Genomic DNA, 16,288 nt, shown 5'->3' with positions numbered 1-16,288 from the left:
TCTTTTATATTGAAAACAGCAGGGTGTCAATTGTCAATATACCCTAAGCAAAGTTTGGAATAATCTTTTGAACAGCAGATTTAGCCAATAAATATCTTATGTTTAGTATACATTGTTTGCGTTCTTTCGAGGTAGGTACTGTAGCCATTTCCGATTGTTTAGAAAGATAATCATATTGTTTAAAGACATGGAAAGAACTATCTGATGTCCCAGAAAGCTCGCATATAATTTCTTGCATTTCCTCATCACTCACATGCAGCATATCGACGGGCTTTCTTCCTTTATAATCAAGTGCGTCACAATCAGCACCACGCTTTATCAATGCTTTAATCAAGTCGGGACAATCCCCTCTTAAACAGGCAATATGCAATGGAGTCATTCCATTTCTTAAATGAATGCAATTTACTTCAAGAGCTTTTTTATCAAGTAATGCCTCAATAATTGGTTTTTGCGCTAATAAATGTTTTCTAGAATCAACATGATTCCAACCTTTACATAAGGCAAGTAAAATGGGCGTATAACCAAACTCCATACTGTAATCGTTAATATAATCACCATCTTCTATATAATGAAGTGCAGTGTTGGTCCGTGAATTTGCTATATAGTATAAAAGCTCTGTTTGCGAACTTATAAGACCAGCATCTATATTGTCATGTTTAAAACAACGCCTAGGTATCATTAATGAAGAACTACGTATCAACGGTGGATGTACTAGGACCCGGTCATTATAAATCTCACATTCTGGTTGATTGCTATCCACAATACCGTGGAGCCTTATCTTCTTGAAATTTGAATCATAAGTTGTATGGACAATATTTACTTTTTTATGTTCCAATAAATTACAAAAATATAAATAATGCTGATAATCTCTTTTGATAGCTTGATTCAACTTATTCAATGTAGATTTTGGTATGGAATATTCATTAATCTGCCGCATGTAAGGAATCACTTTTTTTATGCGGAGAGCAAACTCCTTTTCATTAAGCGCTTGAGAAAATACATGTAACAATTCAACAGAACGTTGTTCTGCTCTCTCGTTGTATCTAGCCTGAAGTAACTCGCTTTTAATTTCCATTTTTTATTCACCTTAGTAAACAATTAGTTTGATTTAAAAATTTCCGAACTCTTTGATGAATCATATTATGCTCATTGTGGGCACATATTATCCAATTCATTATTTTTATATATCATATTAAACATTCAAATAATTGAATGCTTTCAATAAGTTAATTAATAATCTGCATATCGCGAATTGCTCAAAATAAAAATGGTTCGATTCAAATTTATCAAAAACTCATGATGTATTTTTAGGTTCGTAATTAAAATTTTATCGAATGAATCTTAAGATAAGTTGTCTATAGCACCCTGATTTGGCATAGGGTATACAAATTTGGAATGGTCAGGGTATTTGCTCTAAATCAAAAATGCACTGACAGAATAAACTGCACTTAGGGTAAGCTTGATAAAAAATGCGTGTAAACCAGCAGCAGAATGGAAGGATTAAAAAGAAAGCCCGGTAACAATTCTGCATCCAGGCGACAAAAAAGAAAATCAATACAAACTACAAATAACTATAATCGAATTTCACGATTCCAAGATGACACCTCGGTAGTAAATTCATTAAGTGCATTCATTTCTTTTGATGCCTTAAATAAACCCAACGCAGTGATACCACCAGCGGCAGTACCCATTGCTATGCTTGACGCAGTAACGGCTAGTGCAGCACTATAACCTCCGATAATCCCTGTGACAAAAGCTCCAGGCCCCATCCAACTTCCAAGAAAAAACTTATGCTAAAGCCAATAAATGCAGAGAGAATAGTTACCACTGCAGCAACAGCAACTGAAGTTACAGCTTTAAATACATGCGGATGGTTTCCCTCCAAAATAGTGTTACAATTATTTGTAAAATCGTCAATTGCATCACTTTTGGTTTGTGTAACAACACCAAACTCATCTCCCTTATCTAATATTATTTTTGCTAATTTTTCTAATTCAACTTTTATTAATTGCGCTTTATTCTGTGGCAATTCCTTTAAGCTAACTACTAAATTCTGAACTGCTCTATTCCATAATGATTCATTCAAGCTTTCACAATATTTTGTAATCTCAGCATAAAGTGCATCTACTCCGATACGTTCCTTTGCTGAAGTAATCATACAAGCACTGAACAATTCAATTAGAGAACTTTTTTTAAATGCTTCAATATCAGCATCAGGAGAATCTGACTTTGTTCCTACCAAAATAATGGGTGCATATGGACAAATATCACGAAACAATCGCACCTCATCCTTGATTTGCTTTTCATCTTGTTTCTTAGTTAAATCAATACAAAACAAACCGACTACTGCCCCCATATAGTACGATTGATACAATTTTTTATAAATTTCACTCCCCGAAATATCCCAAAAGTGGAGAATATTTTTCTCATCAATTTTTCGACTTAAAAACTCAATACCCACAGTTGAAAAAGTATTTTCTTCATAATTTTCATTTAAGGCAACCCGATGGCTTAGTTGTGTTTTACCACTACCTTGTTTACCGAACAGCACTATTTTAAATTTTGCCATAATAATCCTCGCACTTAGGTTGCAGTTTAAAATAATTAATGATTAGACTTATAAATTTTATTTTATATATGGAAGAACACCGCCATTTCTAATTCTCATTTATATCTTAAATGCACAAGGAATAAAACAGGGTTTACATATGAGGTAGAAGCACTGGGCATAGCTACACTAGACCCAGTTTCAAGATAGAATAAAATAATTTCTAGAACATAAAAAATACTGGCCAAGGAAAATAAAATATAAAAGTCTACTGATTTAAAATAGGCTTTATAATTTAAACTTCCATCAAGTCTTTTTCTTTTTCAGCTAATAATGCATCAACTTCAAGTATATACTTATCAGTCAATTTTTGAATTGCCTCTGCTGCGCGACGCTCATCATCTTCTGAAATAGATTTGTCTTTAACTAACTCTTTTAATTGAGTATTCGCATCCCGTCTAATATTACGAATAGAAACCTTGCCTTGCTCTCCTTCGTTACGGACCACTTTGATCAATTCTTTTCTGCGTTCTTCTGTCAACGGAGGCATTGGAACACGAATAGCATTACCTGTTGTGGCGGGATTTAAGCCTAAATCAGAGGTTAAAATAGCTTTTTCAATTGCTGATACCATAGATTTTTCCCATGGAGTAACTAATATAGTTCGCGCATCACTCGCTGAAACATTAGCAACTTGACTTAATGGGGTTAAAGTTCCATAGTAATCAACCTGTACGTGGTCAAGCAATCCAACATTCGCCCTACCCGTTCTAATTTTTGACATATCAACCCGCAAAGCTTCAATGGTTTTTTTCATTCGTCTTTCAGAATCTTGGTTAATCTCATTAATCATGATTAGCTCCGACTATAGTTCCTACACGCTCTCCCAATACAATTCTTTTTAATGCATTAGGTGCAGTCATATCAAAAACTTGCAAAGGCATGCCTTGATCCTGGCACAGACAAATAGCAGTAGAGTCCATTACCTCCAAACCTTGGGTCAACACTTCAATATAAGTTAAATAATCATATCGTTTCGCGTTTGGATTTTTTAAAGGGTCCTCGGAATAAACTCCATCTACTTTAGTTGCTTTTAAAACTACATCAGCACCTATTTCTATAGCTCGTAAACAAGCTGCAGTATCTGTTGTAAAAAAAGGATTTCCAGTACCTGCTGCAAAAATAACAACATGGCCAGTACGCAAGTGAGTGATTGCCTTACGCCTATGATAAGAATCAACTACTCCCAGCATAGGGATAGCAGACATAATTCGTGCAGGCATATCAATACGCTCTAAAGCGTCTCTCATTGCCAATGCATTCATTACAGTAGCCAACATCCCCATATGGTCACCAGTAACACGACCAACACCTGCTTGGAAGAGTGCTTTACCACGAAATAAGTTACCACCACCTAACACCAGGCCTACTTCTACGCCCATTTTAATTAATTCTGAAACATCCCTAGCCAATGTATCTAAGACAGAGGGATCGATACCGAATTGTGACTTGCCCATAAGGGCTTCGCCACTGTACTTAAGTAAAATACGTTTATACTTTAATTCAGAGTGACTTTCATTCATCATGTGCGAACCTGAGCCATCACTTCTTCAACAAAATTATCTTCTTTTTTCTCTATACCTTCACCAACTTCATAGCGAATAAAAGAGAGGACTTCTGTATTTTTTTCTTTTAAAAGTTGCCCTACCTTAATATCTGGATTTTTAACGTAAGGTTGCCCTAACAAGCTTACTTCATCAATAAATTTATTGATGCGGCCCTCGATCATTTTATCGATAATATCTTGAGGTTTTCCACTTTCTTTTGCTTGAGCTGTAAAAATCTCGCGCTCATTTTCAATCGCTTCAGCAGACACTTGTTCTCTGCTTACTACAATTGGCTTACTTGCAGCAATATGCATTGCGATATCTTTAGCCAGCTCTTCATTATTGCTTTTTAGAGCTGCCATAACGCCAATTCGTGAGCCATGCAAATAACAACCGATAACACCATTATCACAACTCATACGCTCTAAGCGTCGTAGCTTAATATTTTCACCAATTTTTGCTACTAATTCCTGGCGCGCCTGTTCCACAGAAGTGCTGGAAGTAAAGGGAAGAACAGATAATTCCTCAACAGTACTGACTGAACTATTTAATGCTACTTCTGCAACAGTATTAGCAAAGTTAGTAAAGTTTTCATCACGAGCGACAAAATCAGTCTCACTATTAATTTCTAACATTACAGCAGTACGTCCATCAGCAGAACGAGCAATAATCACAACACCTTCAGCCGCAACTCGATCCGCTTTTTTATCCGCCTTTGCCTGACCTGCTTTGCGCATTTCAGTGATTGCTGCCTCAATATCGCCATTGGTTGCTATTAGAAATTTTTTGCATTCCATCATGCCTGCACCAGTACGCGCACGTAATTCCATGACTAAACTTGCACTAATTGACATTTTTCATTTCTCCGTATAGCAAAAAGGGGGCAAATCAAGGGTTTATACCCCTAGCCCCCCTATATTTTAAATTTAATTATTCGCCTGCTTTTTTTGCATCACTAGCTTGTTCAACTACTTCAACAAACTCAGCATTCGATGAACCCACACCTACGGTGTTACTGCCTTTGGCATCTAAAATCGCATCAGCAACACAACGAACATATATATCTACAGCTCGCATAGAGTCATCATTACCAGGAATAATATAATCGATATTTTTAGGACTATTATTCGTATCAACAATACCAATAACAGGAATTCTTAACCGATGAGCTTCCTCAACAGCAATATGCTCGAATCCAACATCAACAACAAAAAGAGCATCAGGCAAACCACCCATGTTCTCAATACCGCCCAAACCACGCTCTAATTTTTCTAGTTCACGCGTCAGCATTAATGCTTCTTTTTTAATCATGTCATTAAACAATCCTTTTTCTTTCATTTCTTTTAACTCTTTTAAACGAAAGATGGACTGACGTACCGTTTTATAGTTAGTTAACATACCACCTAACCAACGATGATCAACATAAGGCATACCACAGCGTTTCGCATGTTCACGAATGCTTTCTTGAGCGGCTCTTTTTGTGCCTACAAAAAGAATTTTTGCTTTGTTCGATGCTAATCGTCCAACATAGTTTACTACGTCGTTGAGCATCACCATGGTTTTTTCAAGATTAATAATATGTATCTTGTTTCGAGAACCAAATATATATTCACCCATTTCAGGATTCCAAAACCGAGTTCTGTGTCCAAAATGAGCTCCTGCTTCTAGCAATTCACGCATGCTTATATTCATAATCAATCTCCAGGGTTATTCCTCCACATCTCCCATACGAAACCCACAAAGGGACCCTATCATATGTGACGAGACGTGTGTGTATTTAAAGCGCGACATTTATAACATATTAGAGGAGGATCATCAATTAAATTTACTTAAAAATCATTTTTTTTAGATTGTGCTAAGCTTTAATCAAGAGCCATTGATAATTTTATTCCTGGTGACTCTTCCAGTTACTTATTGAACTCAAAATAAAGAATAAAAAATGTATCAATATAACCCAAGATTACATGTTAAAATCTGGCTAAGTAATGATCCAAACGTATTTATGAATTTGGAAAACCAAATTCGTCTTCTTGAAATGCGTGAGAAAAATCCTCATGATACAGTTCACTTAGTCTATGACTCCACATTATTAACACGCGCAGCAGTGCAATCACTTTATGAGTTTAGTAAAGAAAACACTATTAATCTGATTGATGCGCATATGATAAATGACAAACTTGAACTTGAAAATGAAAAAAAATTATTTGGCTTTTATAATGAAGAAATTTCCAATTTAAATTCAGGAGGAAATTTAGGGGTTGCTAGTGATATTTTAAGATGGCTTTCACCAATCTTTAAGCTAGGAACCTATACAGATTTCGATGTCCCCATCGACACCACAAATACTCCTTCGAATATCTCCATAGAAAGCCCCCTATTATTGAATATTGGTAGTTTAAAAATAGGGAAAAAAGAATTCATCCTTGCAAATAATGATTTTGTGGCAATCATTGATGAAGTTGCAGCTAAAAAAGAAATTGAACGTGTTCAAAACGGTCTTTTAGCAACACTGACCCAATATGATACAGATTTTATAGAAAAGACAGAAAAAGAGCTAATGACTGATAGTTTTATCAATCGCTATATTATCAAATTGATGAAAAATCGTTCTGAATCTCTTTATATCTCGAAATCTAAAGAATTTATTTCACCAAATACTCCCAACTCTTCGTTAAAAATTAGAGCTTATATTCACGAAATGATGACTAATAAAGTTGATTATTTAAATTTTAAAAGAATATCGCCTGAAGAATCATCCCAAAATATTATCTATAGATTGAGAAAAGAACTCGAGATGCAATTGAACTTAGTAAAATATCTATTTTTCAGTAAAGAATATTCTTTAATTAAACAGACCCTTGAAGCAAATGATGAGAAGTTTTTAAGCTATTTAATGAAAAAAGAGCATGATCTATACCTAAAATCCATTGTCATTTGTACTACTGGCCCAATACAAATAGCTAATTCACTATTTAATGATTATGTTGTCCCTATAGATAAATTTAGAAGAGAAATTCAGCCCTTATCTTTTAATTACTATGGGTTACAAAATACTTTTCGCTCTCAAAACTCCATTCCATTACATGAAAATGTTTTAGGAATGCTCAAGTTTCTTGGTGTTGAAGATGGTGAATTAAACGACTCATCATGGCTTAATACTGGAAAAGAATTACAAGCATCGCGCATAAAACAGCTCGCTTTGCGCCAGCAAGAACTCGCATCAAGTTTGCCTTTGTCATTTTCTGCATTAAAAAGCAACTTAGAAACACATCTCATTAACTCTTATCACGTTGAAAATGAAATTAATCAAGAAACAATGAAAACGCTTACGCTTATATTAAACTGCTTTCAAGAAAGTGAGTTTGATATTCTTCAGTTTAAAAAAATTTTATTGAGCATCGAACACCAGTCCCAAGACATATATACATATAAATTGATTGAAAATTTAAAAAAGCTGACTCATGAAGCTGTAATATTTAGCATCGCAAAAGGTAAAAAATTAAAATTAGCCCCCCATTCTAGTCAACCCATTCAACCTACATACAATAATATTCGGAGCGTGAAACAATATGTCCACGATCTAATAACTTGGCCAAAATAGAGGAACAAAATAATGAACAAAAAACTTATCTCGTTAGCAGCTTTTACTTTGATAATAACTTTAGGGCAGTCAAGTTTTGCATGTTCTAATGACTCCAAACACTGCAATCACTCTGATAAACTTGCAAAAGAGCTTAATCTTACCCCTGAGCAAGAAGCAAAACTTCAAACTTATAAAGAAAAAGCACAAGCTAACTTTAAAACCAATTATTCACAACTTCGAACACTACGCACTCAAATTAACTCTTTAATTGAATCTGATAAAATTGACGAAACAAAACTGGATTCTTTAATAGATCAAATTGATAAAATAAGAGGCTCCATGTTAAAAACTAAGATTATGATGCAGCATCAGATGTTTACTATTCTGGATGCCAAACAAAAAGCTAAATTTCTTAAATTAAAGAAAAAATGGTATTTAGATCATAATGTCTAACATCAGATAATCCTCTGGATGAGATCTACGGTGTTCCATCGCTTACCCAGAGTCTAGGAATACTGCGCTAAAACAACAAACCTCGCGGACAAGCCGCGAGGTAATCAAAGAAGTAATTAAGAAACAACCTTTTAAGAAAATAGCAATTCGTTGGAAAGTTTAGATTTTTTAATAAACGCATTGCTAAATCCGCCCAAGCTCGGTTTATGATTCGCAAGGTAAATAACACGATTATTTAAATGAATAAAATATCTGATATTTCATGGAAACATTCTCCGTAATATATCATCCTTATTAATAAAATGATGCTTTAACGCTGCGGCTGCATGCATACAGATGGCAGCAATAAGCGCGTATCCTAACCATTGGTGAATCCATTCAAATAATATCCTTTTATTCTCATCTGGGGCAACAAGATTGGGTAAGGTAAATAACCCAAAAAATGATGCGGGTAATCCAGCTGAAGAAGTAATTAACCATCCAGTGATAGGCATAGCAAACATGAATCCATAAAATGCCCAATGCATGCTACGGGCAGCAATTTTTCAAGCCAAGGTAACGCAAGCTCTGGCATTTCATTACTCACACGCCAAATAATTCTAAAAATTGCTAAGAAAAGCACTAAAAAACCATATTCCTTATGCCAACCATAAAATTTTAATTTTTCAGGGCTCCATGGCAGGGGCACCATATACAAACCTAGTGCTAATAGGCCAATTATGAGTAATGCAATAATCCAGTGGAGTACTATAGCAACTATTCCAAATTGTGTTGTGCTGTTTTTTATTTGCATAAACTTAACCTGCTTTTTTATCAAGATAAGCTTCTGCACCGATTTTGATATTTACTGTATCGCTTAAAGCAGGTAAGAAGGCATTGATACCAAAATCTGAACGTTTGATTGAAGTAGTCGCCGTAAATCCAACAGACATTTTATTACTGATTGGGTTCATTCCTTCTTTATTTAAAGTGACTTGCAATATGACAGGTTTACTCACACCGCGTAAAGTTAACGTACCATCAACAGTCGCAGTATCTTTTCCTGTTGGAGTCACTTTGTTACTTACAAAAGTTGCGGTAGGAAATTTTTTTGTATCAAAGAACAATTGACTTTTTAAATGCTCATCAAGTTCTGGGATACCTGTAACCATATCCGCTACATCAATTTTGACATCAACTTTACTTTGACTTGGGTTATCTTGATCCAGAGTGAGCTTGCCCGTTGCATACCACTTTCCATATTGGGTTGAAAAACCAAGATGATCAATGCTCCATAATACATAAGTATGTTTATTGTCTAAGATAAAAGTTTCTGGTACCGCATTAGCTTGAACAGAGCTTATAGAGAATAAGATAAATAATGATAAGTACTTCACTAGTAGTTTCATACTAAAATTCCTTTTTTAATCATAATTAACATTGGTTTAGCAACATAATTTTCTGTATCATTTGAATCAAACTTTACACTGGAAAGTTTATTTTTTTACTGTAAGGCTGCCACCCACAATGCGTTCGCAAATCCCTTTAGGTAACAAAATAAATGCATCTTTTTGCCCATCTTGAGTAGCCGAAGACGCACATGAAGCGGTCGCAGTAGCACAATCATTCATGCCTTTTTTAGCAATTCCATAGCACTTCTCTGTTGTTGTAGTGTCACTACTATCAGCAGCACTGCTTCCAGTTGCAACAAGAATAAAAAAAGCGGTCATTACTGATTGAATGATTTTTTCCTTGGTCATCATGATTTATCCTTAGTGATTTAAATTCTTGTTAACATACAATAGAGAATTTAAATCAACAAGTAGATTTAAGATTATTTTAAAATTCATTGACGGCAAAATAATAATCAGTCGTTTAATTAAGAATATGAGGTTTAACGATATAAAAGGCATTTTTATACCTTTTATATCGATGATGCCGATTAGGCAGTTAAATCACGTGAGCAACGGACTTTGAATTGGTTTAATTTAAAATCATAAAGCTGGAAATTATCTCCACTAGACGAATAATTTTGAAACCATGCATAAAACATCGGCAAATTAGAGTATTCAGTAGCACTCCAGTAATACCCTGAAAAACCACCTATGCCCTTCTCAACTAAATTAGCTTGGATATTTTGTTGAATCGAACCACAGCCACTGCCACAACCGCCATCATGTTTCTCATACCCTAATTCGCAAATAGCCGGCAAATACCAATCTGAATATCCTTCAATATCCATTTTGCAAAGTCCCGCAGCATAATATGCCAACGGATAGGAAGAAACGGGGCTGTAATAATTTAAAACGTGCTTACTATTACATTGTCCATCAGCTCCTCCTCTACAAGGTTTTGAAGATTTTTCATCGATTCCATGAATAGCATAATGCACATCACAGCTGGATCTCCCTAAACCATTAGAGCTCCAAATAATGCCCTCTTTGTAACGCTCGGTCTGATCTGAGCTATTGACTACTTTCCCCCTTATACTGCCATTTCCAATGGTATCATCGATTGAATAAATATACCCACCCTGGTAAATACACCCATAGCCTAATACAAAAACACTCAATTGGGTTGAAAAACCATTATCAGATGTTACGCTTATTTTTCCAGGTAGAGGTTGTGTCCCTGAAGTACAAGGAGTACCCTCTGCACCAGTGCTTGCCACAGAACCAGGAAACACTGTAACCGTACATGAATCGTTAGGTTGAAGTGTCTTCGAACAGGTAGTTGAGATCCTGGTTCCTTGAGGTAACCCAGATGATTCTACTGCAACATTCGTCGCATCAATTGATCCTAGGTTAGTAATGATAAATTGTCGTGATGCCCCAGATAAAGCAGCATTTACATGAGCACAAGAAGGATTAGTAGTCGAACATGCTACTGAGAGTGATAACTGTGATGCATTGGGAGTTAAAGTTGCCTTACCAAAACTTACCTTGACTGCATGACTTGTTGTAATGTTGCTAAGCTGAAAAGTATGTCCTCCTTTTTGTACACGCTTCTCATCAACAAACCAATCACTTACACCATAACCTGCCTCAGGCGTTGCGTTAAACGTTAAAGTGCTTCCCTTTTTAACTTGCTGACCGATATTTGGATTAATTGAGCCATGATCTTCTGCACTGGGTGTTATCAGGTACATTGGGGATGGCTCGGGTTGATTAATTAATTGAATTGAGAGTTGAATTGCAGTCGGTGGTTGACTGCATATAAGAGGAAATAATCGAAAACACAACTCAGGACCTCCTAAAATATCTCCTTTTAATTCGTCTCCTTTAGCTTCTAAAACCAACCTGCATGTTCGCCCTGGTAACAAAAGTATATGAGGCTCACAATCTCCCTTTTCATGATGAACTTGATGAATGCCCGGAATTTCTTTCATAAACATATATTGAGGATCTTTTATTGCTGTATTTTTTACTATGTATTCAATTCTTTTTATTTCAGTTGGTGCTAGGGTAATATTTGTGTGTGTTAAGGGAGTAAACTCTATATTTAGCCTCGTAGCACCTTTTGCTTGAGCTGATACTGAAATAAAAAAAGATGCAGCTACAAAGATTGCCTTGTTAATTAAATTCATTCTTCAACCTCCTAAAAAGCAAGATACATTAGATTTGAAGTCATAAATGTCGCAATTAATAGCCAACGCTTCGTTTCGCTTAAATTTATACGTAAAATAACTAATTAATTGCAACAAAGGGAACTATTTAAAAGTTGAAACAAGGAGAGTTGTCTCGAATGTCCTCTTCCTGACTTAGTGATATCTCATCACACTCCATATGCTGGATTCGCTTAGAGGTTTTAGAAAAGAATGAGACTAGACTTGTCTCATTCTCGTATTCCAGACTATGACGGCTATAAGATTTAAATTCAGCCAAGCAGGCAAAAGATTTGTATGCAGCTGTAAGCATTGCACCAATAATAGTTACTCCCACTGCAACACCTAATATTGGTTGAACGATGAGTATGGGCAAGGCAATACCAAAAACCGCTGCATATAAGGTGGTTGCTGTAGCTGCCCAGAATAATGACTCTGCTGCTTTTGCAACATCATGAAAAATAACGTTTCTTTTTCTAGAATTTATATCACGGCTGATTTGCTTTAATGCCATATCAGGACTGAGTTTCGAATTTTTAATTTGGGTTAGATTATCTACCAATAGCTCATAGCTAGAGGCAATTTGTTCAATAGTTTTTGTACGGGTTGCTTTCCGATAAGATGTATTATAATACTGCTCTATTGCTTGGATCGTTTGGGACATCAGTTGATGAGTCTTCATATAATCCTGAAATAAGGTACGTAACTTTCTGTCACACCTCTTTAAACGTTTTTCTATATCACTATTATACACAACCATTTCCAATTCCTTATGTTATATGTTAACTCAAAATTACATTTTCAATGGACAAAGGTAATTTGTTTCTATATGTAACATATATTTCATCAAATTGTCATTATTTTTTATTAACTTGGTAAAATAATTACATAAATATCTGAATTAATTCAATTATTTTATAGTGAGTTAAGTAGGCAACGTCTCTAATGAATACATGAGAGCACCCAAAATCTCTTAGGCCATCATAAATTTAACGTCACATTTTATTATTTATTCACATCCGACTCAGGCCAAAAATGAATCTGTAGGCGATTGCTTTCAAAAGGAACCGTTGCTAATATAGGAGAGTCTAGTTTATGAATGAGAGTATTAATGTTTTCGGATAATGCTTGCATATTGGGATCGATACAATTAGCAATCCATCCGATACATTCAATTTTATGAGCATTTAAAGCAGCTTCAGTAAGCAAGGCATGGTTAATACAACCTAATTTTATTCCCACAACAAAAACAACAGGAATTCGAGTGAGTTTTAACCAATCAATCCAGGTTTCATTGTTGTTCAAAGGAACCATCAATCCTCCAGCACCTTCGATAAATAATTGTTCAATGCCTTCTAAGTGTAAATTAAGACAATAGTCTGCTATTTCAGTTATTGATAAACACACTCCATCCTTTTCAGCAGCAATATGCGGGGATACAGGCAATTTAAATCGCCAGGGATTAATAAGCTCTAAGTCAAACTTGGTGTTTTTTTGTAATAATTGAGCATCATGACTAATTAATTGATCTTGAATTTCGATACATCCACTTGCGATTGGTTTTATTGCGGCTGCATTTAAAAAATAATCGACTAAACGTGCGGTAACGTATGTTTTACCGCAATCTGTATCAGTACCTGTAATAAAATAACGTCTCATTTAATAAACTCTCTAATTTCGTTTACGAATAAATCCATATGAGATAAAAAAGGCATGTGTGCAGCTCGATTAAAAAGCATGTACTTGAACTCTGGATACTCCCTTTGCATAAAGCGCATGGTTTTAACTGGGACAATAGGATCAAGTCGACCAAACATAAAATATGCAGGTTTAGTAAACTGTTTTAATTCCTCGCGAAAATCCCAAGTTTCTAAAATATTAAGACCAAATCTCAATCCTTCTAAAGAAGGAAGCTTATCAGGTAGGTATTGTGATTTTGTCTGCGTGGCTAACCCATGAAGATCAAGAAACTCACTTAATGTCTTATAGGGATCATCTACTATTTTTTGATAAAATCCCTGGAAAACCTCTTGAGAAATACCTGGCCATGGATCATCAAGCAAAAATTGCGGTGATGATGAAACGCTGATAAAAAAATCTACTCTTTCAGATTCTTCTAGTGCTAAATGCATCGCATAGAGTCCCCCCATAGACCAACCGACTAAAGCAAATTTTTCCGGTAATTGAGTGAGTAAATCTCTTTTGAAAAGCGGCCAATCCATGATTGGACTATGTCCAAATCCGGGTAAGTCGACAAGTATTAATTGATAATATGGATTGAGTTTTGGAAGCAATGCGAACCAAACCTGGCTATCAAATCCCCATCCATGAAAAAAAACAAGAGGGAATCCATCACCATATTTATGGATGTTTATATTCATAAATTCTACTTAGCTTATCAAAAAAGTCATAAATCTGTTCTGCTGTATGATTGTAATTTAAAATAACTCGCAATCCAGATTCTTTAGTGCTAACAGTGGGTTTCCTTATCGCACAACAACTAATACCTTGTTTTTTAAGTTCATTTGCATAATACAATGCTAAATGTGGGCATCCTAATTGCAGTCTTTGAATCGGGCTGGTTGAGTCTGCCCAATTAAGTGGTGACTGTTTAATAAGACTTCGAAATAAAGCAATTAATTGCTTTAATTTTATTCTTCTATCTTCAGCAAGAACCATAATTTCTAAGGATTTGAGTAGACCATAGCTTAAAGCAGGACTAACGGCAGTTGAATAAATAATCGAACGTCCCGCTTGTAATAAAGCATAAATCCAATCTGCTTTTCCAGCAACAATAGCTCCTTGGGCAGCAAAGGCTTTTCCTAAAGGAATTATTCTCAATGGAACTTCTTTTTGAGTTAACCCATGAGAAACAACAGCACCTTTGCCCTGATGACCTAAAATGCCAAAGGAATGGGCTTCATCAACTATGAGCATACTTTGACTCTCACTACAAAAAGAAGAAATATCGGCCAACGGAGCTAATTGGCCACTCATGCTAAAAATTCCTTCGGTGATTACAATACTGCCAGCAAAATCGCTCGTACATTTACGCCTTAAATCATCTATATTATTATGAAAATAACGTACATAGTTTACTTGTGCCAAAGTTAATCCATCATAAATTGAAGCATGGATTTCTTTATCAATAAAACAATGTACTTTTAGCTGGCCCAATAAAGCGGTAACAGCAAGATTTGCAGCATACCCCGAAGAAAATAAGAGACAATCATCTACTGCTAAAAGATTAGCAAACGCTTCTTCAACCGCGCGATGAGTGCTATGGTAGCCACTAAGTAACATGGAACCACCACTACCGCTTGGATACAGGGCATATCCAAGTTGGTATGCTTCAGAAATTCGTTTGTCATTTGTTAATGATAAATAATCATTGCTGTCAAAATGTATTAATGGGGAGTTCTTGGAGATCACTCGTGTTCTTAATAACCCTTTAGCAGCTAACTGATTTGTATAATCTCTAATTTTATTGCTTACAAGCATTTATACCATCTCAGAAAGACCCAGTTTACTAAAAAGAACCTTATCTTTAGCCCGCTGAGGATTATCTTCTGTTAACAACTTATCACCGATAAAAACTGAATTTGCACCAGCAAAATAACAAAGTGCCTGCAATTCATCATTCATTTCAGTTCTTCCAGCCGTCAATCGAATAACACTGTTGGGCATTATTATTCGTGCAGTAGCAATTGTTCGAACCAACTCAATACCCTCAACCTGCTTTGAGTGAGCTAAAGGTGTTCCTTCTACAGGAATTAGACGATTTATTGGCACACTTTCTGGTGGTGTTTCCATATTAGCAAGAGTTAATAGAAATTCTATACGGTCTTCTCGTGTTTCACCTAAACCCAAAATTCCTCCGCAACAAACACCAATTCCTGCTGTTCGAACATGATTTAACGTTTCCAAGCGATCACTAAACTTACGTGTAGTCACTACTTTCTCATAATACGACGGTGAAGTATCAATATTATGGTTATAAAAATCTAAACCTGCCTCTTTTAAGCTAGATGCTTGCTCTGGGGTTAACATACCTAAAGTCATGCAAGTTTCTAAGCCTAAGCTTTTTACGCCCTTGATCATTTCCTGCAACTCATTCATAGCCTTATCAGGAGGGCAACGCCAGGCAGCCCCCATACAAAAACGTTTAGCTCCACCGTCTTTAGCCTCTTGTGCACGTTTTAGTACTTCAGCAACTGACATGAGTTTTTCTTTTTCAACATGGGTTTTATGATGTCCGCTTTGGGAACAATAACCACAATCCTCAGGACAAGCACCAGTTTTAATACTCAATAAAGTAGCAAATTGTAATGAATTAGGCTTATGATGCTCTCTATGCAGCATGTGAGCATGATACAACAAATCATTAAATGGTTGCTCATAAATCGCCGTAATTTCAGATATTGACCAGTGCTTCTTAATTTGAGTCACAATTATACCCCTCTGATATTCTTATTTTATTTATGAAGTGAACATGATAAAGTTCGCATCACGCT

At 35.6% G+C, this 16,288-nt stretch carries 17 protein-coding genes and 1 pseudogene; 3 read left to right on the top strand and 15 right to left on the bottom strand.

Annotated features, from left to right (window positions below):
- Positions 1-43: 43 nt before the first annotated feature.
- Positions 44-1,075 carry an ankyrin repeat domain-containing protein gene (locus tag EL220_RS08375; RefSeq protein ID WP_027269980.1) on the bottom strand — a complete coding sequence of 344 codons (1,032 nt, stop codon included), beginning with the start codon at positions 1,073-1,075 and terminating at the stop codon, positions 44-46.
- Positions 1,076-1,491: 416 nt separating this feature from the next.
- On the opposite strand from EL220_RS08375, the gene EL220_RS18855 reads away from it, so the two are divergent.
- Entirely contained in the window at positions 1,492-1,731 is a 240-nt protein-coding gene (locus EL220_RS18855; RefSeq protein WP_232002707.1) for a hypothetical protein, read from the top strand.
- On the opposite strand, the gene EL220_RS08370 is transcribed toward EL220_RS18855, so the two are convergent.
- The 5 genes from EL220_RS08370 to rpsB form a co-directional block, all read right to left on the bottom strand.
- A complete protein-coding gene (locus tag EL220_RS08370; protein WP_232002706.1) occupies positions 1,715-2,569 on the bottom strand; it encodes a Rab family GTPase in 855 nt (284 codons plus the stop codon). The two genes, EL220_RS18855 and EL220_RS08370, sit on opposite strands and share 17 nt — an antisense overlap.
- A 274-nt stretch (positions 2,570-2,843) precedes the next feature.
- The gene (gene frr, locus EL220_RS08365; protein WP_027269978.1) at positions 2,844-3,401 is read right to left on the bottom strand and encodes a ribosome recycling factor; all 558 of its coding nucleotides are present in this window, start codon (positions 3,399-3,401) and stop codon (positions 2,844-2,846) included.
- Positions 3,394-4,134, bottom strand: a complete 741-nt coding sequence (gene pyrH, locus EL220_RS08360; protein WP_027269977.1) for a UMP kinase — start codon at positions 4,132-4,134, stop codon at positions 3,394-3,396. Before pyrH ends, frr begins: the two co-directional genes overlap by 8 nt.
- Positions 4,131-5,009 carry a translation elongation factor Ts gene (gene tsf / locus EL220_RS08355; protein ID WP_027269976.1) on the bottom strand — a complete coding sequence of 293 codons (879 nt, stop codon included), beginning with the start codon at positions 5,007-5,009 and terminating at the stop codon, positions 4,131-4,133. Before tsf ends, pyrH begins: the two co-directional genes overlap by 4 nt.
- Before the next feature lie 76 nt (positions 5,010-5,085).
- Entirely contained in the window at positions 5,086-5,850 is a 765-nt protein-coding gene (gene rpsB / locus EL220_RS08350; RefSeq protein ID WP_035905704.1) for a 30S ribosomal protein S2, read from the bottom strand.
- 244 nt (positions 5,851-6,094) lie between these two features.
- On the opposite strand from rpsB, the gene EL220_RS08345 reads away from it, so the two are divergent.
- Both EL220_RS08345 and EL220_RS08340 read left to right on the top strand, forming a co-directional pair.
- On the top strand, positions 6,095-7,756 hold the full coding sequence (locus EL220_RS08345) for a glycosyltransferase family 88 protein (protein WP_027269974.1): 1,662 nt from the start codon (positions 6,095-6,097) through the stop codon (positions 7,754-7,756).
- Between the two features lie 12 nt (positions 7,757-7,768).
- On the top strand, positions 7,769-8,191 hold the full coding sequence (locus tag EL220_RS08340; RefSeq protein WP_027269973.1) for a Spy/CpxP family protein refolding chaperone: 423 nt from the start codon (positions 7,769-7,771) through the stop codon (positions 8,189-8,191).
- Between the two features lie 260 nt (positions 8,192-8,451).
- On the opposite strand, the pseudogene EL220_RS19650 reads toward EL220_RS08340, so the two are convergent.
- From EL220_RS19650 to bioB, 9 genes and pseudogenes are all read right to left on the bottom strand, one after another.
- Positions 8,452-8,984 (bottom strand): annotated as a pseudogene (locus EL220_RS19650) (cytochrome b).
- Between the two features lie 4 nt (positions 8,985-8,988).
- The gene (locus EL220_RS08330; protein WP_027269971.1) at positions 8,989-9,579 is read right to left on the bottom strand and encodes a YceI family protein; all 591 of its coding nucleotides are present in this window, start codon (positions 9,577-9,579) and stop codon (positions 8,989-8,991) included.
- 87 nt (positions 9,580-9,666) lie between these two features.
- Positions 9,667-9,933 (bottom strand): BufA1 family periplasmic bufferin-type metallophore, encoded by a 267-nt coding sequence (locus tag EL220_RS08325; RefSeq protein ID WP_027269970.1) that lies wholly within the window; start codon positions 9,931-9,933, stop codon positions 9,667-9,669.
- A gap of 179 nt (positions 9,934-10,112) precedes the next feature.
- Entirely contained in the window at positions 10,113-11,756 is a 1,644-nt protein-coding gene (locus EL220_RS08320) for an InlB B-repeat-containing protein (protein ID WP_027269969.1), read from the bottom strand.
- Positions 11,757-11,883: 127 nt separating this feature from the next.
- The gene (locus tag EL220_RS08315) at positions 11,884-12,534 is read right to left on the bottom strand and encodes a DUF5638 domain-containing protein (RefSeq protein ID WP_027269968.1); all 651 of its coding nucleotides are present in this window, start codon (positions 12,532-12,534) and stop codon (positions 11,884-11,886) included.
- A 245-nt stretch (positions 12,535-12,779) separates the two neighbouring features.
- Positions 12,780-13,433 (bottom strand): dethiobiotin synthase, encoded by a 654-nt coding sequence (gene bioD / locus EL220_RS08310; protein ID WP_027269967.1) that lies wholly within the window; start codon positions 13,431-13,433, stop codon positions 12,780-12,782.
- Positions 13,430-14,155, bottom strand: coding sequence for an alpha/beta fold hydrolase (locus EL220_RS08305; RefSeq protein WP_027269966.1), 726 nt, complete (start codon positions 14,153-14,155; stop codon positions 13,430-13,432). The genes bioD and EL220_RS08305 overlap by 4 nt, the downstream gene beginning before the upstream one ends.
- Positions 14,136-15,275: an aminotransferase class I/II-fold pyridoxal phosphate-dependent enzyme gene (locus tag EL220_RS08300; RefSeq protein WP_027269965.1), complete on the bottom strand. Its 1,140-nt coding sequence runs from the start codon at positions 15,273-15,275 to the stop codon at positions 14,136-14,138. The genes EL220_RS08305 and EL220_RS08300 overlap by 20 nt, the downstream gene beginning before the upstream one ends.
- Positions 15,276-16,223, bottom strand: coding sequence for a biotin synthase BioB (bioB, locus tag EL220_RS08295; RefSeq protein WP_027269964.1), 948 nt, complete (start codon positions 16,221-16,223; stop codon positions 15,276-15,278).
- Between the last annotated feature and the right edge of the window lie 65 nt (positions 16,224-16,288).

It is taken from the genome of Legionella sainthelensi (assembly GCF_900637685.1).
Taxonomy (GTDB): Bacteria; Pseudomonadota; Gammaproteobacteria; order Legionellales; family Legionellaceae; genus Legionella; species Legionella sainthelensi.
This window is presented reverse-complemented; position numbering and strand designations above follow the sequence as displayed.